The 22,078-nt window shown below is 43.5% G+C and carries 27 protein-coding genes and 5 pseudogenes; 24 read left to right on the top strand and 8 right to left on the bottom strand.

Features of this window, described 5'->3' with window-relative positions:
- Positions 1-7 precede the first annotated feature (7 nt).
- Positions 8-160 (bottom strand): hypothetical protein, encoded by a 153-nt coding sequence (locus tag K6984_RS30980; RefSeq protein WP_230988058.1) that lies wholly within the window; start codon positions 158-160, stop codon positions 8-10.
- Between K6984_RS30980 and K6984_RS36175 the strand changes: the two genes are divergently transcribed.
- The 5 genes and pseudogenes from K6984_RS36175 (at position 117) to K6984_RS12840 (ending at position 4,101) form a co-directional block, all read left to right on the top strand.
- Complete coding sequence (locus tag K6984_RS36175) at positions 117-398, top strand: hypothetical protein (protein WP_420831641.1); 282 nt, start codon at positions 117-119, stop codon at positions 396-398. The two genes, K6984_RS30980 and K6984_RS36175, sit on opposite strands and share 44 nt — an antisense overlap.
- Positions 329-1,591, top strand: a pseudogene (locus tag K6984_RS12825) (IS1634 family transposase); the annotation flags it as partial. The gene K6984_RS36175 and the pseudogene K6984_RS12825, both read left to right, overlap by 70 nt.
- A 326-nt stretch (positions 1,592-1,917) precedes the next feature.
- Positions 1,918-2,535, top strand: a pseudogene (locus K6984_RS36180) (IS1634 family transposase); the annotation flags it as partial.
- Positions 2,536-2,608: 73 nt separating this feature from the next.
- Entirely contained in the window at positions 2,609-3,076 is a 468-nt protein-coding gene (locus tag K6984_RS12835; RefSeq protein ID WP_221895892.1) for a hypothetical protein, read from the top strand.
- Positions 3,031-4,101 (top strand): transposase, encoded by a 1,071-nt coding sequence (locus tag K6984_RS12840; protein ID WP_221895893.1) that lies wholly within the window; start codon positions 3,031-3,033, stop codon positions 4,099-4,101. The genes K6984_RS12835 and K6984_RS12840 overlap by 46 nt, the downstream gene beginning before the upstream one ends.
- Before the next feature lie 168 nt (positions 4,102-4,269).
- Here the strand turns inward: K6984_RS12840 and hemF are convergent, their stop codons facing one another.
- The gene (hemF, locus tag K6984_RS12845; RefSeq protein WP_221895980.1) at positions 4,270-5,184 is read right to left on the bottom strand and encodes an oxygen-dependent coproporphyrinogen oxidase; all 915 of its coding nucleotides are present in this window, start codon (positions 5,182-5,184) and stop codon (positions 4,270-4,272) included.
- 95 nt (positions 5,185-5,279) lie between these two features.
- Here hemF and cmoA point away from each other — a divergent pair, with 95 nt between their 5' ends.
- A complete protein-coding gene (gene cmoA / locus K6984_RS12850) occupies positions 5,280-6,011 on the top strand; it encodes a carboxy-S-adenosyl-L-methionine synthase CmoA (RefSeq protein WP_221895981.1) in 732 nt (243 codons plus the stop codon).
- Positions 6,008-6,982, top strand: a complete 975-nt coding sequence (gene cmoB / locus K6984_RS12855) for a tRNA 5-methoxyuridine(34)/uridine 5-oxyacetic acid(34) synthase CmoB (protein ID WP_221895894.1) — start codon at positions 6,008-6,010, stop codon at positions 6,980-6,982. Before cmoA ends, cmoB begins: the two co-directional genes overlap by 4 nt.
- On the opposite strand, the gene K6984_RS12860 is transcribed toward cmoB, so the two are convergent.
- Entirely contained in the window at positions 6,975-7,130 is a 156-nt protein-coding gene (locus tag K6984_RS12860; RefSeq protein WP_221895895.1) for a hypothetical protein, read from the bottom strand. The genes cmoB and K6984_RS12860 overlap by 8 nt on opposite strands.
- A 12-nt stretch (positions 7,131-7,142) precedes the next feature.
- On the opposite strand from K6984_RS12860, the gene K6984_RS33425 reads away from it, so the two are divergent.
- Positions 7,143-7,277, top strand: coding sequence for a hypothetical protein (locus K6984_RS33425; RefSeq protein ID WP_263458741.1), 135 nt, complete (start codon positions 7,143-7,145; stop codon positions 7,275-7,277).
- 429 nt (positions 7,278-7,706) lie between these two features.
- Here the strand turns inward: K6984_RS33425 and K6984_RS12865 are convergent, their stop codons facing one another.
- Positions 7,707-8,738 (bottom strand): IS110 family RNA-guided transposase, encoded by a 1,032-nt coding sequence (locus K6984_RS12865; protein ID WP_338024509.1) that lies wholly within the window; start codon positions 8,736-8,738, stop codon positions 7,707-7,709.
- Between K6984_RS12865 and K6984_RS12870 the strand changes: the two genes are divergently transcribed.
- Genes K6984_RS12870 through K6984_RS12885 form a run of 4 tightly spaced genes read left to right on the top strand, consistent with a single transcriptional unit; the run spans position 8,720 to position 10,407 of the window.
- On the top strand, positions 8,720-9,256 hold the full coding sequence (locus tag K6984_RS12870) for a hypothetical protein (RefSeq protein ID WP_221895896.1): 537 nt from the start codon (positions 8,720-8,722) through the stop codon (positions 9,254-9,256). The two genes, K6984_RS12865 and K6984_RS12870, sit on opposite strands and share 19 nt — an antisense overlap.
- Positions 9,257-9,276: 20 nt before the next feature.
- Positions 9,277-9,519, top strand: a complete 243-nt coding sequence (locus K6984_RS12875; RefSeq protein ID WP_221895897.1) for a hypothetical protein — start codon at positions 9,277-9,279, stop codon at positions 9,517-9,519.
- A complete protein-coding gene (locus K6984_RS12880; protein WP_221895898.1) occupies positions 9,516-9,665 on the top strand; it encodes a hypothetical protein in 150 nt (49 codons plus the stop codon). Before K6984_RS12875 ends, K6984_RS12880 begins: the two co-directional genes overlap by 4 nt.
- 25 nt (positions 9,666-9,690) lie before the next feature.
- Positions 9,691-10,407, top strand: a complete 717-nt coding sequence (locus K6984_RS12885) for a hypothetical protein (RefSeq protein WP_221895982.1) — start codon at positions 9,691-9,693, stop codon at positions 10,405-10,407.
- A gap of 230 nt (positions 10,408-10,637) precedes the next feature.
- Here K6984_RS12885 and K6984_RS12890 read toward each other — a convergent pair whose 3' ends face one another.
- Genes K6984_RS12890 through hemC form a run of 4 tightly spaced genes read right to left on the bottom strand, consistent with a single transcriptional unit; the run spans position 10,638 to position 14,807 of the window.
- Positions 10,638-11,867, bottom strand: coding sequence for a heme biosynthesis HemY N-terminal domain-containing protein (locus tag K6984_RS12890; protein ID WP_230988061.1), 1,230 nt, complete (start codon positions 11,865-11,867; stop codon positions 10,638-10,640).
- A 9-nt stretch (positions 11,868-11,876) separates the two neighbouring features.
- A complete protein-coding gene (locus K6984_RS12895) occupies positions 11,877-13,091 on the bottom strand; it encodes a uroporphyrinogen-III C-methyltransferase (RefSeq protein WP_221895899.1) in 1,215 nt (404 codons plus the stop codon).
- On the bottom strand, positions 13,084-13,854 hold the full coding sequence (locus tag K6984_RS12900) for a uroporphyrinogen-III synthase (protein ID WP_221895900.1): 771 nt from the start codon (positions 13,852-13,854) through the stop codon (positions 13,084-13,086). Before K6984_RS12900 ends, K6984_RS12895 begins: the two co-directional genes overlap by 8 nt.
- A gap of 26 nt (positions 13,855-13,880) precedes the next feature.
- Positions 13,881-14,807 carry a hydroxymethylbilane synthase gene (gene hemC / locus K6984_RS12905; protein ID WP_221895901.1) on the bottom strand — a complete coding sequence of 309 codons (927 nt, stop codon included), beginning with the start codon at positions 14,805-14,807 and terminating at the stop codon, positions 13,881-13,883.
- A 622-nt stretch (positions 14,808-15,429) separates the two neighbouring features.
- Here hemC and K6984_RS12910 point away from each other — a divergent pair.
- The 12 genes and pseudogenes from K6984_RS12910 (at position 15,430) to K6984_RS12965 (ending at position 22,000) form a co-directional block, all read left to right on the top strand.
- On the top strand, positions 15,430-16,032 hold the full coding sequence (locus K6984_RS12910; RefSeq protein ID WP_221895902.1) for a hypothetical protein: 603 nt from the start codon (positions 15,430-15,432) through the stop codon (positions 16,030-16,032).
- A gap of 25 nt (positions 16,033-16,057) precedes the next feature.
- Positions 16,058-16,195, top strand: a complete 138-nt coding sequence (locus tag K6984_RS12915; protein WP_221895903.1) for a hypothetical protein — start codon at positions 16,058-16,060, stop codon at positions 16,193-16,195.
- Positions 16,196-16,228: 33 nt separating this feature from the next.
- Positions 16,229-16,828: a helix-turn-helix domain-containing protein gene (locus K6984_RS12920; protein WP_221895904.1), complete on the top strand. Its 600-nt coding sequence runs from the start codon at positions 16,229-16,231 to the stop codon at positions 16,826-16,828.
- 79 nt (positions 16,829-16,907) lie between these two features.
- Positions 16,908-17,366: a hypothetical protein gene (locus tag K6984_RS12925; protein ID WP_221895905.1), complete on the top strand. Its 459-nt coding sequence runs from the start codon at positions 16,908-16,910 to the stop codon at positions 17,364-17,366.
- A 153-nt stretch (positions 17,367-17,519) separates the two neighbouring features.
- Positions 17,520-17,774: pseudogene (locus K6984_RS12930) on the top strand (transposase); the annotation flags it as partial.
- A gap of 17 nt (positions 17,775-17,791) precedes the next feature.
- Positions 17,792-18,169, top strand: coding sequence for a hypothetical protein (locus K6984_RS12935; protein ID WP_221895906.1), 378 nt, complete (start codon positions 17,792-17,794; stop codon positions 18,167-18,169).
- Positions 18,170-18,189: 20 nt separating this feature from the next.
- A complete protein-coding gene (locus K6984_RS12940) occupies positions 18,190-18,492 on the top strand; it encodes a hypothetical protein (RefSeq protein WP_221895907.1) in 303 nt (100 codons plus the stop codon).
- Between the two features lie 383 nt (positions 18,493-18,875).
- Positions 18,876-19,286: pseudogene (locus K6984_RS12945) on the top strand (IS3 family transposase); the annotation flags it as partial.
- 89 nt (positions 19,287-19,375) lie between these two features.
- The gene (locus tag K6984_RS12950; RefSeq protein ID WP_221895909.1) at positions 19,376-20,782 is read left to right on the top strand and encodes a transposase; all 1,407 of its coding nucleotides are present in this window, start codon (positions 19,376-19,378) and stop codon (positions 20,780-20,782) included.
- 52 nt (positions 20,783-20,834) lie between these two features.
- A pseudogene (locus K6984_RS12955) lies at positions 20,835-21,272 on the top strand (transposase); the annotation flags it as partial.
- A gap of 38 nt (positions 21,273-21,310) precedes the next feature.
- Complete coding sequence (locus K6984_RS12960) at positions 21,311-21,508, top strand: hypothetical protein (RefSeq protein ID WP_221895911.1); 198 nt, start codon at positions 21,311-21,313, stop codon at positions 21,506-21,508.
- A 183-nt stretch (positions 21,509-21,691) separates the two neighbouring features.
- Positions 21,692-22,000, top strand: a complete 309-nt coding sequence (locus K6984_RS12965; protein WP_221895912.1) for a hypothetical protein — start codon at positions 21,692-21,694, stop codon at positions 21,998-22,000.
- The last annotated feature ends 78 nt before the right edge of the window (positions 22,001-22,078 follow it).

Below are 22,078 nucleotides of genomic sequence, written 5' to 3' on the forward strand. Positions count from 1 at the left end.
CCTGCGGTCATGCATTGCATGAGGCTGGCGAAGACAAGTCAGAGCAGCAGGCGCGCCATGCTACCTCACGAAATTCCGGGACTCCTGTCGCCATAATTCGTTCACCTACGCAGCGGATGGGAGATGCCCTGAACGCCCTGCGTCCGCAACGACTACGCACAAAAGCCGCTTCGTCATTACTACCTCACTGGCTGGACGGCTATTCGGAATGCAATTCTTGCTCCTCTCGCGTGCTGCTAGCACACGTCGAATCAGCGAATTGCCCTGTCGCCTATCAGGGACTAAAAATCACCACTTCGCTAAGCTCCGTTTCCATGATTTTCAGCGTATGTATATTCGAAGAACCAAAACAAAAAGCCTTGAAGACGGCTCAGCTTATTTCACTTACCGCATTGTAGAATCTGTGCGTATAGGAAAACAAGTCAAGCAACGTACATTGCTCAATATAGGTGCGGACTTTACGATTGATAAAAAGTACTGGCCCTTGCTGACGGCCAGAATCGAACAATTACAGCAAGGTTTGGAACCACATCAGGAAGAGCTATTCAATTTAGCCGATGATTTAAATCAACTTCTGGAAGCAACAGCCCAGCGCTATAGCTCACTGATGACTGCAAAACTGTCATAACCGCTAGATCCAAAAACAACAACGCGAGATTTTCATCATGTCGATATTAATCATGTCGAAGCCATTAATGCCCGTAGTATTGGTGTTGAAACCCTGGCACTGCATGCCGCACAGCAGTTACAGCTAGACGAAAAACTCATGGCGCTGGGCTTTAATAAAGTAGATACGGCGACGGCCCTGGGCACTATCATAGGACGTATGGTTTCACCCGGCAGTGAACTGCAAACACATGACTGGTTGCAAAATCAAACAGGCCTGGGCGAATTACTGGGTCATGACTACGGTAACACCAGCCTGACGCGATTATATACAGTCAGTGACAAGCTACTCAAACATCAGGCAACTCTTGAATATTTTCTGGCTGACCGAGAGCAGACGTTGTTCAATTTAAACCGCAAGATTGTATTGTACGATCTGACCAATACTTATTTTGAAGGCCAGTGCGCCCGAAACCCGAAAGCGAAATTCGGTCGCTCTAAAGAGAAACGCACTGATTGCCCGTTGGTTACTCTGGGGCTGGTTCTGGATGGTGACGGCTTTCCATTGAGTAGTCAGGTTTTTCCCGGCAACGCCAGTGAGCCCGCGACCTTGAAACTGATGCTTGACGAACTGCGAGACAAGGATCCCTTTCATCAAATAAAGCCGGTGGTTATCATGGATGCCGGCATTGCCAGCGCTGACAATATTGCCTGGTTAATCGAACAAGATTATCATTATCTCGTTGTCAGTCGAGAACAACATGTAAAAAACCCAAGAGATCAGAAAACTCCGGTAGCGGTCAGGGATACCTGGGACAGCAATGTTGTTGTTTATCGTGAAGTTGATCAAGAAACCGGGGAAACCCGACTCTATTGTCATTCAGAACAAAAAGCAAAAAAAGAACAAGGTATCCGTAATCGCTTCCATGCTCGTCTGGAAGAGGCCCTGGAAAAACTGCACACAGGTCTGAGCAAAAAAGGCACCCTTAACCCATCTTCGTCACTTTCATCTTTCTAAGCCATTGATTCATCGGTTTAAGCGATTTTTTGTCGATAAATTCTCTTTAAAATCAATGGTGTTTTTTTTGAAAGTTTTGTAGTGCCATTTATATTATTTTTGTCGATAAATTCATTGACTTTTGTCAAAAAAATCATCATTATTTGAGTGTAATTTACATGCGACAAAAATACTCTAAAAAATCCAACGTTTTATACAAAAACACAAAATCTGTAGTGCCAACTGGCTACTTTTTAAAATTTCAACCAATTGATTTATAACAACTACATCATCAATAGTGACGAAGATGGGTTAAAAAATACGACAAAATACTGGAACGTATCGGACGACTACGTGAAAAACATAGCCGTGTTGCTGCAGATTACACCATTAACGTTATCGCGGATGACAAAAAAAACAAAGCCATCGGTATAGAATGGTAACGTAAACCTGAAAGTGACCAAAAAGATAAGCACCGTGGTGTTTACTGCCTAAGAACGAATATCCCTGACTGGTCGGAAGAACAGTTATGGCTAACCTATACCATGCTGACTGAGATTGAAGCGACCTTTAGAAGCCTGAAAACCGAGCTAGGCTTGCGCCCTGTCTATCACAAAAAAGAAGAGCGGGTTACCGGACACCTATTCATCACATTATTAGCTTACCACCTGGTACATGTACTGCGTTATCAACTTAGATTGCAGGACATCCATCTAAGCTGGGAAAGCATTCGCAACAGGATGTCGACCCAGCAACGCATGACCATTACTTTACCCACGGATAACGATACAATCATTCACCTGCGAACCACAAGCAAAGCAGAAACCAGACAAAAACAAATATACACTGCGTTGAATATTAACCCCGACCCGATTGGAAAAGTTAAAACGATCGTTGATATGAAACCTGTAGTGCCAACTGGGGCCGATTGAAAAATTTAACTCATTGAAATAATGGGAAATTGACTGTATATGTCACGAAGATAGGTTAGCAGAGCGTCATCCTTTGTGGGCTCGTTCATGCCCAGAGTTGAAGGATATCGACTTTATTCGCCTTGGGTTATTACGCTGTATCAGTGTAGTCGATAGTGGTCGCCATTTCCTCCAAACCAATGAACAGATTTATGGCCAGCTGCTTCCCCACTCAACGTATTTTAAATCACTGAAGTCGCATAGACGAACAAGTATGCTTGAGGCATTTGAACAGCAGAGCTATCATCTTCACGCTGAAACACTGCTATCGCAAGGCATTGATTATCTTAAAGCATTCCCAGAACTTGACGAATACACCATAGAAGCACAGGCGCGCCATGCTACCTCACGAAATTCCGGGACTCCTGTCGCCGTAATTCGTTCACCTACGCAGCGAATAGGAGATGCTCCAGCCGCCCTGCGTCCGCCACAGACTGAGCACAAAGCAGCTCAGTCATGGCTACCACAAATGGCTCTACGGCTATTCGGGATAAAATTTTAGCCTCCCTCGCGCGCTATCGCGCACTTCGGATTGGCAAATTTCCCTGCGCCTTCTGGAGACTATCAGCCCGTCCGGGGCTGACAGCGGACGAATACACCATAGAAGCAGCGGATGGACATTTTATTGATCATACCTGCCATACTGAAAAAAACAGTAAGGGGAAAGTTTATGCGGCCGGGGGGATTTACGCGTTGAATCTCAGAAGTGGGTTGCTCAGATTTCTTTGTCTGGTGACAAACGGAACTCAGAGACATCAAGAAATACCTGTGTTACGAGATCATATTGAAAAGCAAAACAAGGGAAATAACAGCTCTCAGAAACATCTCTATGTCTACGATAAAGCCGTCACCGACTTTGTCTGGTGGGATCGGCAGAAACGACATGCTAATTACATGATTTCAATGCTAAAAGAAAATTCAATTGCGACTCTGGTTGAGTCTATCCCTTTTGACTCCCAGCATGAGATCAATACAGGAGTTGAAGCATACAGTGTGTACGAAAACAAGGGCATCAAATTTAACGTAGTGGATTACCGTGATCCAGAAACCGGAAAACTTCACCGGTTTGTGACAACCTTGCCAATGACTATTAACCCTGGAGCCATTGCCATGCTATATTTCAAACGATGGACGATTGAAAAGACATTCAATAACACTAAAAGTAATTTCAAGGAAACTAAAGCTTGGTCTTCCAATACCCGCTCACTTGAAAATCAAATGCGCCTGACTGCAATGAGCTGTAATTTAATGCGCGTGTTTGAAGAGATTTCAAAAACACAACAGCCAGAATTGATTCATCCATCGGATAAAAAATATAGCGAGGCTCTGGAGATAAGGCAGCAACAGGCTCAAAAACGAGATCGTTTTGTGAATCCATTATTTTTCCAGGCAAGAATATCTCGTATCAGCTCGTATACCATTCGGGCAGTTCAAAACACAATAATAACAGGAATGTCTTTACAGTGCTTTATGAGCTCTCTTGTGGCGAGGTTAGTTTTACCGCCTCAATTGATAGGGGAACACTGATGAGGGTAAGAGCAAAAAACACTAAACAAGCCACACTCTAAAAGTTCAACCAATCAGCTAGATCTCGCTAAAAAGCGATTCAATAATCAGAACAGAGCAGGGGCCTTTGAGTTGGGTTTATATCCCAACCCAATCTCACTTGTTAACTGGAAAACACCTTCATAAGCCCTATTCTGCCAACCAGTCCCGCGCATGCAAATAGTCTTTATATAATACCGCTTCTGGACTTCCCTCTTCAGGATGCCAGTCATACTTCCAATGCACTACGGGTGGCATAGACATTAATATCGACTCGGTACGCCCATCTGATTGCAGGCCAAATAAAGTACCACGATCGTAGACCAGATTAAATTCGACATAACGGCCTCGACGGTATAACTGAAAGTTCCGTTCGCGCTCGCCATACTCTATTGCTTTACGCTTCTTCACTATGGGCAGGTAGGCTTTTAGATAATGCTCTCCCACGCTTTGCATAAAGGCAAAACTCTGCTCAAAGCCATATTCGTTTAAATCATCAAAAAATAGACCTCCAACACCCCGCGTTTCACTACGATGTTTTAAATAGAAATATTCATCACACCAATGCTTATATTTTGCATACACTTCCTGTCCAAAGGGATCACAGGCAGCTTTTGCAGTTTTGTGCCAGGCAATCGCATCTTCTTTAAACGGGTAAAATGGAGTCAAATCAAAGCCGCCGCCGAACCACCAGATAGGCTCTTCGCCTTCTTTTTCGGCAATAAAAAAACGTACATTTGCATGCGAGGTAGGCACATAGGGGTTATGCGGGTGTATCACTAAGGATACGCCCATCGCCTGAAAGTCACGCCCTTCTAGTTCAGGGCGTTTTTCCGTAGCAGAAGGCGGTAGTTTGTGCCCAAATACATGCGAGAAGTTAACCCCCGCCTGCTCAAAGGTTTTGCCCTTAGTTAATACGCGGGAACGGCCACCACCTCCTTCAGCTCTATCCCATGAGTCTTCGACAAATACCGCACCACCATCTTCGCGCTGCAGACATGCGCAGATGCTATCTTGCAGGCTTAGTAGAAAGGCTTTTACTTGTTCGATTTGAGTTTGATTTATCTGTGCCACTATTCATTTTCTCCTTAATGTTTTTTCCTGCGTACAAAACGGTGTTTTTTAAGTAAAATTAGCATTCTGCTTTTATGATGACACAAATGAATTCACTTAAAGATACTTTATACGCGAGCCCGCTGGGTGATGTAGACGGATTTAAATTCGATAACAGCGTGGTCGATGTTTTCCCGGATATGATACAGCGTTCTGTACCTGGATACAGCGCTATTATATCTGCTATAGGCTTGCTTGCCAGCCGCTTTGCTCAACCAGATAGCGTTTGTTATGACCTGGGTTGTTCATTAGGCGCTGCAACTCTATCCATGCGCCATAAAATTTCCGCAGCCAACTGTAAAATCATAGCGGTAGATAGTTCCACCGCCATGCTGTCGCGTTGCCAGAAGATCATCACACGAGATACTGCTGCCATTCCGGTTGAGCTTATTTGTAGCGATATACAAGACATTAAGATACATAACGCATCGGTTATTGTGTTGAACTTTACACTACAATTTATTCCTCTGGCTGATCGCGATGCATTTATTGGTCAAATCTATAATGGGCTGCGCCCCGGTGGCTTACTTATTTTATCCGAAAAACTTATGTTCAGTGATGCAAGACAGCAAGCCTTACAGACTGAAATGCACCATGCTTTTAAAAAATCCCACGGCTATAGTGATATGGAAATCAGCCAGAAACGTGCCTCGCTGGAAAATGTGCTTATTCCCGAAACATTTAAGCAGCATAAAGACCGCCTTTTACAGTCGGGTTTTGATAATGCTGAAGTCTGGTTTCAATATTTTAATTTTGCCTCCCTGATTGCGCTGAAATGATCGACTATCAACCACTGTACGAATTACTTACTGAACGAAATGCTGAGCACTGGAGTGCAATATTACCCGACCAGATCCCGCAAAAACTTAACCCCGAAGCACATGGCAATTTCAGCAAATGGAATGCGGCTGTTGAGCAATTACCTATCCCGAAAAAACCCAGTATCCAGCTAGATAATGAGGGCTTTAAAATTGGACTGGTAGATGAGTTATCGGCACAACAGAGACAACAACTAGAAACAGGCCTAAAGAACCTATTCCCCTGGCGCAAAGGTCCGTATGATTTATTTGGCTTGCACCTTGATACCGAGTGGCGTTCTGACTGGAAGTGGGAGCGAATAAAACACCATATTACGCCACTGGATAATCGCCTGGTTTTAGATGTGGGCTGCGGCAATGGCTATCACTGCTGGCGGATGCTGGGAGCGGGCGCACAAATGGTGATCGGCGTTGATCCAGTGCAATTACATGTAATACAGTTTCAGGCAATCCGCCGTCTGTATGGCGCAGCGCCTGTGTATGTTTTGCCTCTCACACTGGAAGAAATACCCGAAAAAACCAATATTTTTGATAGCGTATTTTCTATGGGCGTACTCTACCACCGGCGTTCACCGATTGATCATTTAATGGACTTACGTAACTGCCTACGCAGTGGTGGTGAACTCGTACTGGAAACACTAGTCATTGAAGGCCAGCTAGGGGAAGTATTAGTTCCCGAAGGGCGATATGCGCGTATGCGTAATGTCTGGTTTTTACCCACTTGCGACACTCTGGTAAGCTGGATGAAGCGCTGTGGTTTTATTAATATACGCGTGGTTGATATTAATCAGACCAGCATGCAAGAGCAACGCTCTACCCCGTGGATGACGTTTAATTCACTCGAGGATTTTTTAGATGCGGATAATCCGGATTTAACCATTGAAGGTCACCCGGCTCCTAGGCGTGCGACTTTTGTTGCGACGGTTAAGTAAATTTTCTTGTTTTCTTCGAAGTCAGCCCCGGACGGGCTGATAGTCTCCAGAAGGCGCAGGGAAATTTGCCAATCCGAAGTGCGCGATAGCGCGCGAGGGAGGCTAAAATTTTATCCCGAATAGCCGTAGAGCCATTTGTGGTAGCCATGACTGAGCTGCTTTGTGCTCAGTCTGTGGCGGACGCAGGGCGGCTGGAGCATCTCCTATTCGCTGCGTAGGTGAACGAATTACGGCGACAGGAGTCCCGGAATTTCGTGAGGTAGCATGGCGCGCCTGCCGAAGTACTTTAAGCTAGAATTTTATGAATCCTCTAAGATGCTGGGTTTCGTTTTTATTGCTGCGCAAAAAAAAAACTAACCCATATATGGACTCCTCGTTTATTGCAAGCCAAGTTTTACATAATTGATGCTAATAACAGTGAACAAGATTGCAGCCATATATTCGGTCTCTAACAGAGGCTTTTTGCCTCAGGACTCCTGATGAATCTATTCGCATACTTTTTGACCCTACCAGCCTAACGGTCTCGCAATGGACTCTCTGGGTTGCAAGGGTTCTGTAAAAGTATCGGTCTGACCTGTTGTTGTCATCAATATTGGTTAACTTGCCTCCGCAATCTTGGTTACTCGGTTATCTCAGGGTTATCCACGCTTTGTCCACAGACGAAGAGCCCTCCTAGCTCGCAGTCGGTGGGCAAAGGGTGGGTAACCCTGCTTATGCACTCTAACTATGTCAGAGCTGCATCATATTCTTTATCCTGACTCGCCATCGCCCACAGTATTCGGGCATTTTTATTGGCCAGCGCAACGGCGGCTTTATTAAATCCACGCCGCTCAATGAGTGCTTGTAGCCATAGGCTTAATTTATCTTTTTTACCACTACAGCGCTTTAACACCGATCGTGCTCCATGAATTAACATCGTACGAATATAGCGGTTACCTCGCTTACTAATTCCTAAATAAACCTGATTATCACCACTGCTATGTTGTCTCGGAACAATCCCTAAGCTGGCTGCATAATCTCGGCTACTCTGATAGCTTTTACCTGCCCCTATGTCTGAGGCAATGATGGTGGCTGTTATTGCCCCAATACCTGGCACATCAAGAAAACGCTGGCTTAACTGATTGCTATTACATAGCCGGCTAATACGTCTGTCCTGTTGTTTAATCTCTTCATCTAGTGCAACTAGTTTTTCATATTGCTCAGCAAACATTTCCCGACTTAAATCAGTCAAATCATTGTCGCTATCTTCTAAAATCAACGGTAATTCTACTCTTACTTTCTTTATACCTTTAGGAATAACAATGCCTCTTTCACTGAGTAGCCCTCGCACTTGATTAACCAGCGCAGTACGTTTGTCAACAAGGCCTTCACGTATTCTATGAACGAGTTGAATGTCTTGCTGTTCAATCGTTTTTATCGACACTGTGCGCTTATTTGGACGGGTAACCGCATCAAATATAGCAGCGGCATCATTAAAGTCATTTTTGTTCCCCACAACAAAACCCTTTACATAACGGGCATTAAGAAAAATGACTTCATGCCCTTGTTTAGTTAACTCTCTTGCCCAGTGATGAGCTCCGCCACAGGCTTCTATTCCAATTAAGCTCACTGGATAATTTGCAAAAAATATTAAAAGCTCAGCTCGTTTTAGCTTTTTCTCTCGATGTTCAAGTTTTTGATATTGAGAAGGTAAAATCAGGTATTCTGAGGTTGTTGTAATTTTATCGGTGTAAGCCCATGTTAATGAATGCCCCAGCCACCTTTATCCAAAGCTATATTGACGATTTAAATGATGCGCTCAATCAGCTAAAACCCGGAGCCGCTTTGACACGGATTCAAGCCGCTTGGTTGGGCACTTGTTTAACGGGCATACTGCTAATGAACTCTGTTTGCTGGGCTAAGTTTGAGCGAGCAAGCCTTGGAGATTGCAAAGTAGCCGCATTATCCTGGGTGTTTCGTAAAGCAAGTATACCCTGGGACTGGTTGCTACGGGTGAGTGTGGTCTTAATTTTAAAACGTTATGGCATTACTGAAGGTGTGTTGGCCTTTGATGAATCAGACCGAGCACGATCTAAGTCTACAAAACGTATTTATAAGGTTTACAAGCAGAAACACAAAGGCTCCGGCGGGTATGTTAATGGACAAACGATAGTATTATTGCTGCTAGTTACCTCATCCATTACAGTGCCTGTCGGTTTTTTCTTTTATATGCCGGATCCAGCCTTCAGGCGCGCCATGCTACCTCACGAAATTCCGGGACTCCTGTCGCCATAATTCGTTCACCTACGCAGCGGATGGGAGATGCCCTGAACGCCCTGCGTCCGCAACGACTACGCACAAAAGCCGCTTCGTCATTACTACCTCACTGGCTGGACGGCTATTCGGAATGCAATTCTTGCTCCTCTCGCGTGCTGCTAGCACACGTCGAATCAGCGAATCGCCCTGTCGCCTATCAGGGACTAAAAATCACCACTTCGCTAAGCTCCGTTTCCATGATTTTCAGCGAAAGCAGTGGGATAAAGAAGATAAACGGTTGAAAAAGAGCGGTATAGCAAAAAAATATCGGCCTATTAAGCCTGAACGTGACAGTGCCTACCCGACCAAAACAGAGATTGCATTAGGCTTATTAAAAGAGTTTAAAGTTGCGCATAGCCTGATTAAAATTAAAGGCGTACTGGCTTGATGCGCTGTATGGTGAAAAAGCCTTTATGGACGAAGCCGCTAAAGAATCTGGAGGCTCGCAGGTGATTAGCCAATTACGTAAAAACCAAAATATTGAATATAGAGGTAGAATAAGGTCAGTCGAGAGCTACTTTAATTCGATTAACAAAGGCATTGATCAGATAATACGTGTACGTGGCGGCAAAGAGATTAAAGTGACTGTCAGCAGTGCACGATTGAAGGTGAGTTCTCACAGTAAAAAACGCTTTGTCATTGCCTTAAAATATGACGGTGAAAACGACTATCGCTATTTAGTGGCGACAGACCTGACTTGGCGCACACAAGATATTATTCAAGCCTATACGTTGAGATGGCTGATTGAGGTTTTCTTTGAGGACTGGAAGCTTTATGAAGGATGGGGGCGTGAGGCCAAACAATTAGATGAAGAGGGATCAAGCCGTGGCCTGATTCTGAGTCTTTTGTTTGACCATTGCCTTCTCCTTCACCCAGAGCAAATAGCCCGCATTGAAAGCAAACTACCTGCGTATACCGTAGGAAGCTTACAGCGCAAGTCTCAAATGGATGTACTGCTTGAGTTCATCACGTCATTGCTAGAGTTTCCAGATCCTGGTGATAAGCTGAAAGAGTTAGGTGAATTAATAAAGGATGTGTTTCAACTGATGCCATCAGGAAAACATATGATTGGCAGAGATTTAGGGCGCTTAGGGCCAACAGCATCATTAAAGTATTGTTCTACTGGGTGAAGGTAAGAGTTTGATGGCAATGGGATGGAAAAACTTGAACATCGAGTAACAGGTTGTGATTTTTTTTCATCAAATGTATACATGTGAAAAATATTTTTTGCTATATCCAATCCAATTACGCTATTATTCATGTCGGGCTCCTCTTTGCTCCGTTATTACTCTTAGGTGCATTATGACACTGTTGGTGGGAGAGGAGTCCATATCATCAGCCTACGCAAAGAATCTTACACTTACATCGCATTAGCCTGATTGATCACCTGCGTAGAAGCCAGCTCCAGACCTAATTTATAACATTCGCTGGCACGTTCCTGATCACCTTCCGAGGCAAGAAAGTTACCAAGGATGCGATACGCCTCAACAGTCGGCTCCACGCCTATGCTTTTAGCCAGGTATTTTTTAGCTTTCTCGGAAAATTCGCATTTGATGGCAATTTTACCTAAGACACGCAACAAGATCGCATCATTACCATGTTGCAATAGCCATTTCTCTGCTATTTCCAGTTGCCCGCGAAAATCTATCGACTGTACACTGCCGAATAAAACCAACAGCGTCATATCCCATTTATTATTTAAAGACTTAACTAGCTCGTTTTCAATTTTAGCACCGGCACCAGCTTCAATCATTGCCGCGTAATAAATGGCCGGCACTCCCGACATGGTTTTAACATGCGCGGGAACATTCGCCCAGAGCTCCTCAATTTCCCGTGGATCTTCGTGTTCCGCAGCTTCTTTAAGTAAAACGCTATAGGTCTCTACTTCTAATAACCTTACTTCGGCTTCCATAAAAACCTTGTTCTCATGAAAAGCCGGCAGCAAGGAGCGGATCGCTTTCCAGTCGCCTAACTGCTGATAGGTTTGATGCAGTAGCTTTAAAACGCTGGCATGTGAAGAGTCGATGGAATGTAGTTTAGTTAAAGTTTCTAGCGCCTCGTCAAATTGCTTTTGAGATAAATGCAGTTCTGCTTTGGTCAAGCCTACAGCAACTTCCGATCCTGGCGCACCTTTGGTTGCGCGTTGTAAATATTCATCACGCTTGTCCATTGCCCCACGAGAATGTGCTGCACGGGCAGCCGTTAAATAATGGATTAATGGCGCACCACTATTTGAAGCATGTTTTATTAACGTGCGCTCTGCTCGTTCCCAATTACCTTCTGCCGAATCAACCAGACCTGCAATTAAAGCATCTTGTGAGCGGTTAAACTTAATGGATTTACCCCGCTGCCTAATCCTGCCTGGAAGCCGAAAAAGCCAGCCGAGGATTCTAAACAAAACATAAAAAACAAAAAAGCTGATAATAAGCCCGACAATAAAGACTATCAGCGATGTTTCCATCGCCCAATGCCCGACACCTATTAGCACATAGCCCGGGTCATTATACTGCAGCATCCACTCGTGCACGATAAATGCAATACCCAGTGCTGCGGCTAACGTTCCCAGAAAAAATAAAATATTTTTCATCATTAGTCTCCCTTATTTTTGTGCGTCCTGGGGGGGCGCCTGCACTGCCGGTTGTGCGGCCTTATCACTCTCCAGTCTTAGCTTGGCAATATTTATCAACATTTTTAGTGACTTACTAATATCCGGAAAATTACTGCGTATCCGTACTGCTTTTAATTCTTCTAGCTCACCAAGGAAATGCTTATATTCTGCATCTTTGCTAAAATTTTTGCTTAACCACTGTTCAGTATCCGCTAAGCCTGCCTGATAAAGCGCATCATCATGCTGCACTAAAGCAAGTTTGACGATAACCAGTTTGCTACTTAATTGCTCGCTTATAAATGTTTTCTGTTCCGGGCTTATAATCGATGTTACCGAGTGATCTAGGCGCCTGATCGTAATAATCCCCTCAATTTCGACAAAAGCATCATTCAGAATATCTCTGATATCATCCGTAGCTTTATCATCTTGCGCTGGCTCTTTTTCTGCAGCTTCGCGCGCACTCTGCAGATCTTTTGCCTTACCTGAATAGGGCAACAATACGTTGAGTTTGGCAACATCTTCTTCCAGCATTTCCAGCTTCGCATAGATGCCGACCACATCTGCTACTTTTACTTTTTTAACCTGCGCTATTTCTTTGGCTATCTGACCACGCACTTTAAATCCCGCTGTATCACCACTCTCGCGCAAACGATTATCAGCAGCTTTCAAGGCTTCAATCGTCGTTGATACATCGCCCATTAAATGCAATCGCCGATTGGCAACGCTTAATAGATACTCTGCATCAGCAACTAGCCAATCACCTCTTGTTCTGCCTAATTGCCGCTGGATATGCTGTATGGACTCTTTCAATCGCGCCGCAGCATTTTCTAATCGCTCATTATGAAAATCACTCATTTGATTGAGTTTATGCTCATAATTAGTTGCTTTACTGCCGACCTCTTTACTTAAACCGGTCAATTGCTTTTGAATTGCGACTAGCTGTTCCTGATAACCAGAAATTTGCTTAGTCAATTCCATCACTTGTTGCGAATCTTTACTCAACTCGCCACCGAGGTCTTGCTGCTTATCGCGCAACTGCTGCAGTAACAGAAAGCCTGCTCCTGCAATACCCAGGATAATTAATATAATAATCAGTCCAAACCAGATACCATTTCCCGATTTATTTTCCGAAGGTAGCGGCGTTGGTACCGGAGCAGCTACAGGCTCTGCCTCTTGTTGATTTTGTTCTTCAATAATTTCAGCCACGTTCTTCCCCATTCAATAATGCATTCATCATTGCTGCATCAGATGCTTCAGCAGCAATAATTATATTCTTAAACCCGATATTTCTGGCTAAATCTCGTACCCGCGGACTAATAACAACGATAGGCGTATTTAGCAAATTTTTATTTAATTTTTCCTTAGTCAGCATTTGCAACAGGTTTTTTAAAGCATCCCCACTATATATAAGGATGGCAGCAAGTGCATTCTGCCGTATATATGCGTTCAGCAAATGGCTATCAACCATCGGCATTGCGCGCTGATAAACTTGCAGATAATGTACCCTGGCACCCCGTTCGCGCAAACTATCCGCTAAAAATCCGCGCCCACCTGCTCCGCGTATTATCAGGCAGCTCTGACCGTGCAGATCTTGCACTTCTGCCATTGCCAGTATTGCTTCGCTATTAAATCCCTGCTCTGGTACTAATACTTGCTTAATGCCATATGCTTTTAATGCGGTGTAACTTGCTTTACCTACTGCTATACACACAGTCTTTTGCAATTGCTCCATTTTGCCATTAAATAACGGCAGTGCAAAATTTACTGCATTGGCACTGATAAAAAAAACCAGCTGATACTGATCTAGATTATGCAAGCGCATTTGTTCCTGAGCAGATATTGAACTAGCTTGAATTTCTATCAACGGAAATCGAATAGCCTCCCAGCCTTGCTGCTCAATCAGCACACACATGTTCTCTGCTTGATGTTTAGGCCGAGTGACTAAGATTTTTTTTCCGCTGTGCTGCATTTCCACAGCCTATAGTGATTCAATCCTTAGGCATATAGCTCTTTTAATACCTCGGCTGCACCCAGCGCCAATAGTTCATCAGCAACCGCACGACCTATCGCCTCGGCCTCTATAATCGGGCCGGTTTTTTCTGCACGATAGATAATGCTACCATCTGGCTTACCTACTAAGCCACGCATAAATAATTGCTCACCTTGTAATTCAGCGTAACCAGCGATTGGTACCTGACACCCGCCATTCAAACGTGCATTCATCGCGCGTTCTGCGCTGACTCTAATACTACTTGCTGTATCTTGCAATGGCGCTAGTAATTGATTCATTTCAGTATCATCTATGCGACATTCTATGCCGACAGCACCCTGTCCTATTGCTGGCAAACTGACCGTACTATCCAGTTGCTGAGTGATTCTATTGGCATAACCCAGGCGCTTTAAGCCCGCCGCCGCCAAAATAATGGCATCATAATCTCCCGCATCCAGCTTGGCCAGACGCGTATTGACATTGCCACGCAGGGTTAAGATTTGCATATCAGGCTCCCGCTCAGCGATCTGGCATTGGCGGCGTAAGCTTGAGGTGCCAATTTTCGCACCGACAGGTAGATCTGCTATAGATTTATACTTATTAGATACAAATGCATCACACGGGTCTTCACGTTTTAAGATAACAGCTAAGTGCAAGCCCTGCGGAAATTCTACCGGCACATCCTTCATCGAATGTACCGCAATATCGGCTATGCCATCCAGCATGCCTTGCTCTAGTTCTTTAACAAATAACCCTTTACCACCGATTTTGGCTAACGGCGCATCCAGGATCTTATCGCCCTTGGTAAGCATTTTCACCAATTTGGTTTGTATACCCGGGTGCGAAAGTTGTAATTGTTGTGCTACATATTCCGCCTGCCATAATGCTAAAGGACTTTGCCGTGTTGCAATTTTAATAATTCGCTGTGTCACTTGCTGATTTCCATTTGCTATAACGCTCGATATTGTACCTTTTTTATGCCTTTTATTAGCATAATAATCTGTGTTTTTTGTTGTTCAGTCTACTATTTCAGCAAGAAAAGCACGCAAACTTCTGTTTTACACTATAGTTAGCATCAGTGTTCCCATTGAAAGAAGAAGTACCTAAACAAAGCAGCCTATAACCTACATGAAGGTAGCACCACTCGAATATTTCCATCTTTTTGATTTTAATCACTTATAACAGCAAATAGACACTCTGTAAGCACCGTAAAAAAACAACAAATAATTTCAAATAAAGCTTGCAATTGCCGAAAAAATTTTTCTAAAAATTTCCGTTTTAATCACCTCATAAACGGATATCACCCATGCTTAAAGACCTACCACTCTCTGAACATATTCACCAACACTGCAATGAAAGTATGGAACGTGCCCTGTTAGCAGAGCGTCATCCTTTGTGGACTCGTTCATGCCCAGAGTTGAAGGATCAGGCGCGCCATGCTACCTCACGAAATTCCGGGACTCCTGTCGCCGTAATTCGTTCACCTACGCAGCGAATAGGAGATGCTCCAGCCGCCCTGCGTCCGCCACAGACTGAGCACAAAGCAGCTCAGTCATGGCTACCACAAATGGCTCTACGGCTATTCGGGATAAAATTTTAGCCTCCCTCGCGCGCTATCGCGCACTTCGGATTGGCAAATTTCCCTGCGCCTTCTGGAGACTATCAGCCCGTCCGGGGCTGACAGCGGTAGCCGCATTATCCTGGGTGTTTCGTAAAGCAAGTATACCCTGGGACTGGTTGCTACGGGTGAGTGTGGTCTTAATTTTAAAACGTTATGGCATTACTGAAGGTGTGTTGGCCTTTGATGAATCAGACCGAGCACGATCTAAGTCTACAAAACGTATTTATAAAGTTTACAAGCAGAAACACAAAGGCTCCGGCGGGTATGTTAATGGACAAACGATAGTATTATTGCTGCTAGTTACCTCATCCATTACAGTGCCTGTCGGTTTTTTCTTTTATATGCCGGATCCAGCCTTAAAGCAGTGGGATAAAGAAGATAAACGGTTGAAAAAGAGCGGTATAGCAAAAAAAGATCGGCCTATTAAGCCTGAACGTGACAGTGCCTACCCGACCAAAACAGAGATTGCATTAGGCTTATTAAAAGAGTTTAAAGTTGCGCATAGCCTGATTAAAATTAAAGGCGTACTGGCTTGATGCGCTGTATGTTGAAAAAGCCTTTATGGACGAAGCCGCTAAAGAACCTGGAGGCTCGCAGGTGATTAGCCAATTACGTAAAAACCAAAATATTGAATATATAGACTTTCAGAAAATTAATTTCCGAACAAACAAAAACGACAGAGGGGAAACTGGCTTATAATTTTCGTCCCAACACTAACGGAAACAGTCAAAAATGGTATCCCTCACTTTTTCAAAGTCAATTGTAGACCGACTAAAAAAAAATATGGCGACAGCTCTCAAGCTAAGTAATATTCGTTTATATCGATTAACTCAAGCTCTACTCTGGTTCAGTGAATGCATGGGAATCAAAGAAATAGCACGCCTAATGGGAGTCTGTGAAAAAACCATTATAAATTGGCTGAAAACATTCATGGATAAAGGTGTCGGTTGGTTAATAGGGCAACACTATCAAGGACGTGGTCGGAAGTCAAAGTTAACTAAAGACCAGAAAAATAAATTGGTTGAGTTGATAAAGAAAGGCCCAGAAGACAATGGATTTCATTGTGGAATATGGAATACTGCGATGATTGCCGAGCTTATTTGGTTAAAATCTGAAGTTCGTTATAACTTGAACTATTTATCAAGCCTAATGAAAAAACTGGGCTTCAGTTATCAAAAAGCTCGTTTTGTGACTGATCGCCAAGAAGAAGAAAAGTACGAGCTTGAAAGAAAAACGTGGCTGGAAGAAACATTGCCTGCCATTATGGAAAAGGCGGTAGAAGACAGGCGCGCCATGCTACCTCACGAAATTCCGGGACTCCTGTCGCCGTAATTCGTTCACCTACGCAGCGAATAGGAGATGCTCCAGCCGCCCTGCGTCCGCCACAGACTGAGCACAAGGCAGCTCAGTCATGGCTACCACAAATGGCTCTACGGCTATTCGGGATAAAATTTTAGCCTCCCTCGCGCGCTATCGCGCACTTCGGATTGGCAAATTTCCCTGCGCCTTCTGGAGACTATCAGCCCGTCCGGGGCTGACAGCGAATGACGAAGCGGCTTTTGTGCGTAGTCGTTGCGGACGCAGGGCGTTCAGGGCATCTCCTATCCGCTGCGTAGGTGAACGAATTATGGCGACAGGAGTCCCGGAATTTCGTGAGGTAGCATGGCGCGCCTGCGAACTCGAAGGAGGGAGTTTTCAATACCGAGAATCATTGGCTTATGAGATAAAACCAAAGTCACTTAGACTTTTAAAAGAAGCTGGGCTGCCTCAAGAATTTTTAGCTATTCTTAAAAGCTTAAAAAATGAGAAATATCCAACACAGAAGCTTTTTATGGAAGCGATATATTCTATTGCCGACAACGTCCGCTGAAAATCCTGGAAACGGAGCTTTAGCGAAGTGAAGATTTTTAGTCCGCGATAGCCGTAGGGCCTTTTATTTTGTCTCCACCTTCGCTAACGCTCAGACTCCGACAAAACAACGGCCCTACGGCTATCGCGGACTAAAAATCTTCACTTCGCTAAAGCTCCGTTTCCAGGATTTTCAGCGAATGTAGATCGTTTGACAGTAGAACGTCTCCCTGCGTTCTCGCCGGATTTTAATCCGATTGAGAAATTATGGAAAAATACGAAACGCGATTCGACTCATATGAAGTATTTTAAAACTTTTGAAGATCTTCATGATTCAGTTGTGCAAACTTTTAACACTTATATGCATGATGCCAGTAAAGTGATTTGTGTTATGCAAAAATTGCGGGAAGATTTCGTTGTTACCGCCTAAGTTTAAGCGCTCCAAATTTGGGAATTATTTATCTGAGAAACTATAGAGGTAGAATAAGGTCAGTCGAGAGCTACTTTAATTCGATTAACAAAGGCATTGATCAGATAATACGCGTACGTGGCGGCAAAGAGATTAAAGTGACTGTCAGCAGTGCACGATTAAAGGTGAGTTCTCACAGTAAAAAACGCTTTGTCATTGCCTTAAAATATGACGGTGAAAACGACTATCGCTATTTAGTGGCGACAGACCTGACTTGGCGCACACAAGATATTATTCAAGCCTATACGTTGAGATGGCTGATTGAGGTTTTCTTTGAGGACTGGAAGCTTTATGAAGGATGGGGGCGTCAGGCGGCCATGCTACCTCACGAAATTCCGGGACTCCTGTCGCCATAATTCGTTCACCTACGCAGCGGATGGGAGATGCCCTGAACGCCCTGCGTCCGCAACGACTACGCACAAAAGCCGCTTCGTCATTACTACCTCACTGGCTGGAGGGCTATTCGGAATGCAATTCTTGCTCCTCTCGCGTGCTGCTAGCACACGTCGAATCAGCGAATTGCCCTGTCGCCTATCAGGGACTAAAAATCACCACTTCGCTAAGCTCCGTTTCCATGATTCTCAGCGAAAGATGTGTTTCAACTGATGCCATCAGGAAAACATATGATTGGCAGAGATTTAGGGCGCTTAGCCCATCTTCGTCACTTTCATCTTTCTAAGCCATTGATTCATCGGTTTAAGCGATTTTTTGTCGAAAAATTCTCTTTAAAATCAATGGTGTTTTTTTTGAAAGTTTTGTAGTGCCATTTATATTATTTTTGTCGATAAATTCATTGACTTTTGTCAAAAAAATCATCATTATTTGAGTGTAATCTACATGCGACAAAAATACTCTAAAAAATCCAACGTTTTATACAAAAACACAAAATCTGTAGTGCCAACTGGCTACTTTTTAAAATTTCAACCAATTGATTTATAACAACTACATCATCAATAGTGACGAAGATGGGTTAGGGCCAACAGCATCATTAAAGTATTGTTCTACTGGGTGAAGGTAAGAGTTTGATGGCAATGGGATGGAAAAACTTGAACATCGAGTAATAATAAATTAAGCGAATATGAGCAACTTGCTATTTTAATGACCTGTAATGAGGACGAGTATGCCAATTTACCACCGAGTCAAATCGTCCCTATCCTGGCAGACAAAGGCATCTACATTGCCTCCGAATCATCATTTTATCGAGTGTTGCATAAAGCAGAACAAGTCACACATAGAGGGCGGGCTAAAGAGCGCAAAAACACCTCCAAGCCAACGAGTTATATCGCAGAAAAAGCGAACCAGGTATGGACGTGGGATATCAGCTACATGCCAACACCCATCGTGGGTCAGTTCTACTATTTATATATGATAGAGGACATTTATAGCCGAAAAATAGTCGGGGCTGAAGTGTATGAACAAGAAAGTGGCGAAGATGCCGCTACACTACTTGAGCGTAGCCTATTAAAGGAAAAAATGATGTATAACTCGATGTTCAAGTTTTTGATATTGAGAAGGTAAAATCAGGTATTCTGAGGTTGTTGTAATTTTATCGGTGTAAGCCCATGTTAATGAATGCCCCAGCCACCTTTATCCAGAGCTATATTGACGATTTAAATGATGCGCTCAATCAGCTAAAACCCGGAGCCGCTTTGACACGGATTCAAGCCGCTTGGTTGGGCACTTGTTTAACGGGCATACTGCTAATGAACTCTGTTTGCTGGGCTAAGTTTGAGCGAGCAAGCCTTGGAGATTGCAAAGTAGCCGCATTATCCTGGGTGTTTCGTAAAGCAAGTATACCCTGGGACTGGTTGCTACGGGTGAGTGTGGTCTTAATTTTAAAACGTTATGGCATTACTGAAGGTGTGTTGGCCTTTGATGAATCAGACCGAGCACGATCTAAGTCTACAAAACGTATTTATAAGGTTTACAAGCAGAAACACAAAGGCTCCGGCGGGTATGTTAATGGACAAACGATAGTATTATTGCTGCTAGTTACCTCATCCATTACAGTGCCTGTCGGTTTTTTCTTTTATATGCCGGATCCAGCCTTAAAGCAGTGGGATAAAGAAGATAAACGGTTGAAAAAGAGCGGTATAGCAAAAAAAGATCGGCCTATTAAGCCTGAACGTGACAGTGCCTACCCAACCAAAACAGAGATTGCATTAGGCTTATTAAAAGAGTTTAAAGTTGCGCATAGCCTGATTAAAATTAAAGGCGTACTGGCTGATGCGCTGTATGGTGAAAAAGCCTTTATGGACGAAGCCGCTAAAGAATCTGGAGGCTCGCAGGTGATTAGCCAATTACGTAAAAACCAAAATATTGAATATAGAGGTAGAATAAGGTCAGTCGAGAGCTACTTTAATTCGATTAACAAAGGCATTGATCAGATAATACGTGTACGTGGCGGAAAAGAGATTAAAGTGACTGTCAGCAGTGCACGATTAAAGGTGAGTTCACACAGTAAAAAACGCTTTGTCATTGCCTTAAAATATGACGGTGAAAACGACTATCGCTATTTAGTGGCGACAGACCTGACTTGGCGCACACAAGATATTATTCAAGCCTATACGTTGAGATGGCTGATTGAGGTTTTCTTTGAGGACTGGAAACTTTATGAAGGATGGGGGCGTGAGGCCAAACAATTAGATGAAGAGGGATCAAGCCGTGGCCTGATTCTGAGTCTTTTGTTTGACCATTGCCTTCTCCTTCACCCAGAGCAAATAGCCCGCATTGAAAGCAAACTACCTGCGTATACCGTAGGAAGCTTACAGCGCAAGTCTCAAATGGATGTACTGCTTGAGTTCATCACGTCATTGCTAGAGTTTCCAGATCCTGGTGATAAGCTGAAAGAGTTAGGTGAATTAATAAAGGATGTGTTTCAACTGATGCCATCAGGAAAACATATGATTGGCAGAGATTTAGGGCGCTTAGAGCCAACACCATCATTAAAGTATTGTTCTGCTGGGTGAAGGTAAGAGTTTGATGGCAATGGGATGGAAAAACTTGAACATCGAGTATAACCCATTGGTGCTCCATTCTGATAATGGCGCACCAATGAAATCACTCACCTTGCGCAGCAAAATGTATGATTTAAACTTAACCAGCTCATACAGCCGCCCACGAGTGAGTAATGACAACCTTTATTCTGAAGCTTTGTTTAGAACGGTAAAGTATTGTCCTGACTGGCCTGGCAGTGGCTTTGATAGTCTTGATGAAGCCCGGGAATGGGTAGGTAACTTTGTCGAATGGTATAACAACGAGCACCGGCACAGCAAAATAAAATTCGTCACACCTGCGGAACGACATGAAGGAAAAGACAAAAATATTCTTGAAATGCGAGATAAATTATATCTCCAGAAGAAAAAAGAAAAACCTTCCAGATGGTCTGGCTCAACCAGAAACTGGGATGCTACAGGGCCAGTTTCATTAAATCCTGACAGGACTGATGAAGCGGCTTAAATAATTTAGGCGAAAACTATCTTGAAAAACACCGCGGTGTGTACGAAAACAAGGGCATCAAATTTAACGTGGTGGATTACCGTGATCCAGAAACCGGAAAACTTCACCGGTTTGTGACAACCTTGCCAATGACTATTAACCCTGGAACCATTGCCATGCTGTATTTCAAGCGATGGACGATTGAAAAGACATTCAATAACACTAAAACTCGATGTTCAAGTTTTTTAACTGATTGATTTTATTGACAATTTTACTGACAAAGAAAGCATCAACATCATTGTAAATCAATACTTATAAAACAAAGCCGTAAAAATTTACTTTTCTTAGCCCAGTTATAGCTGAAAACTTGAACATCGAGTAAAAGTAATTTCAAGGAAACTAAAGCTTGGTCTTCCAATACCCGCTCACTTGAAAATCAAATGCGCCTGACTGAAATGAGCTATAATTTAATGCGCGTGTTTGAAGAGATTTCAAAAACACAACAGCCAGAATTGATTCATCCATCGGATAAAAAATATAGCGAGGATCTGGAGATAAGGCAGCAACAGGCCCAAAAACGAGATCGTTTTGTGAATCCATTATTTTTCCAGGCAAGAATATCCCGTATCAGCTCGTATACCATTCGAGCAGTTCAAAACTCAATAATAACAGGAATGTCTTTACAGTGCTTTATGAGCTCTCTTGTGGCGAGGTTAGTTTCACGGCCTCAATTGATAGGGGAACACTGATGTTTTTTTTTCATCAAATGTATACATGTGAAAAATATTTTTTGCTATATCCAATCCAATTACGCTATTATTCATGTC

It is taken from the genome of Bathymodiolus japonicus methanotrophic gill symbiont, from assembly GCF_019721995.1.
Classification (GTDB): domain Bacteria; phylum Pseudomonadota; class Gammaproteobacteria; order Methylococcales; family Methylomonadaceae; genus Methyloprofundus.

What these genes read in the sequence shown, in the direction of transcription:
- K6984_RS12915 (WP_221895903.1), top strand. Translation starts at nt 16,058, where the DNA reads ATGGACGAAGCCGCTAAAGAACCTGGAGGCTCGCAGGTGATTAGCCAA.
- K6984_RS12920 (WP_221895904.1), top strand. Translation starts at nt 16,229, where the DNA reads ATGGTATCCCTCACTTTTTCAAAGTCAATTGTAGACCGACTAAAAAAA.
- K6984_RS12950 (WP_221895909.1), top strand. Translation starts at nt 19,376, where the DNA reads ATGTTAATGAATGCCCCAGCCACCTTTATCCAGAGCTATATTGACGAT.
- cmoA (WP_221895981.1), top strand. Translation starts at nt 5,280, where the DNA reads ATGAATTCACTTAAAGATACTTTATACGCGAGCCCGCTGGGTGATGTA.
- K6984_RS12910 (WP_221895902.1), top strand. Translation starts at nt 15,430, where the DNA reads ATGGCTACCACAAATGGCTCTACGGCTATTCGGGATAAAATTTTAGCC.
- K6984_RS12870 (WP_221895896.1), top strand. Translation starts at nt 8,720, where the DNA reads ATGTTAATGAATGCCCCAGCCACCTTTATCCAAAGCTATATTGACGAT.
- K6984_RS36175 (WP_420831641.1), top strand. Translation starts at nt 117, where the DNA reads ATGGGAGATGCCCTGAACGCCCTGCGTCCGCAACGACTACGCACAAAA.
- K6984_RS12875 (WP_221895897.1), top strand. Translation starts at nt 9,277, where the DNA reads ATGGGAGATGCCCTGAACGCCCTGCGTCCGCAACGACTACGCACAAAA.
- K6984_RS12890 (WP_230988061.1), bottom strand. Translation starts at nt 11,867, where the DNA reads ATGATGAAAAATATTTTATTTTTTCTGGGAACGTTAGCCGCAGCACTG.
- K6984_RS12840 (WP_221895893.1), top strand. Translation starts at nt 3,031, where the DNA reads ATGGCTACCACAAATGGCTCTACGGCTATTCGGGATAAAATTTTAGCC.
- K6984_RS12940 (WP_221895907.1), top strand. Translation starts at nt 18,190, where the DNA reads ATGGGAGATGCCCTGAACGCCCTGCGTCCGCAACGACTACGCACAAAA.
- K6984_RS12860 (WP_221895895.1), bottom strand. Translation starts at nt 7,130, where the DNA reads ATGGCTACCACAAATGGCTCTACGGCTATTCGGGATAAAATTTTAGCC.
- K6984_RS12900 (WP_221895900.1), bottom strand. Translation starts at nt 13,854, where the DNA reads ATGCAGCACAGCGGAAAAAAAATCTTAGTCACTCGGCCTAAACATCAA.
- K6984_RS12925 (WP_221895905.1), top strand. Translation starts at nt 16,908, where the DNA reads ATGGCTACCACAAATGGCTCTACGGCTATTCGGGATAAAATTTTAGCC.
- K6984_RS12965 (WP_221895912.1), top strand. Translation starts at nt 21,692, where the DNA reads ATGCGCCTGACTGAAATGAGCTATAATTTAATGCGCGTGTTTGAAGAG.
- cmoB (WP_221895894.1), top strand. Translation starts at nt 6,008, where the DNA reads ATGATCGACTATCAACCACTGTACGAATTACTTACTGAACGAAATGCT.
- K6984_RS12885 (WP_221895982.1), top strand. Translation starts at nt 9,691, where the DNA reads ATGGACGAAGCCGCTAAAGAATCTGGAGGCTCGCAGGTGATTAGCCAA.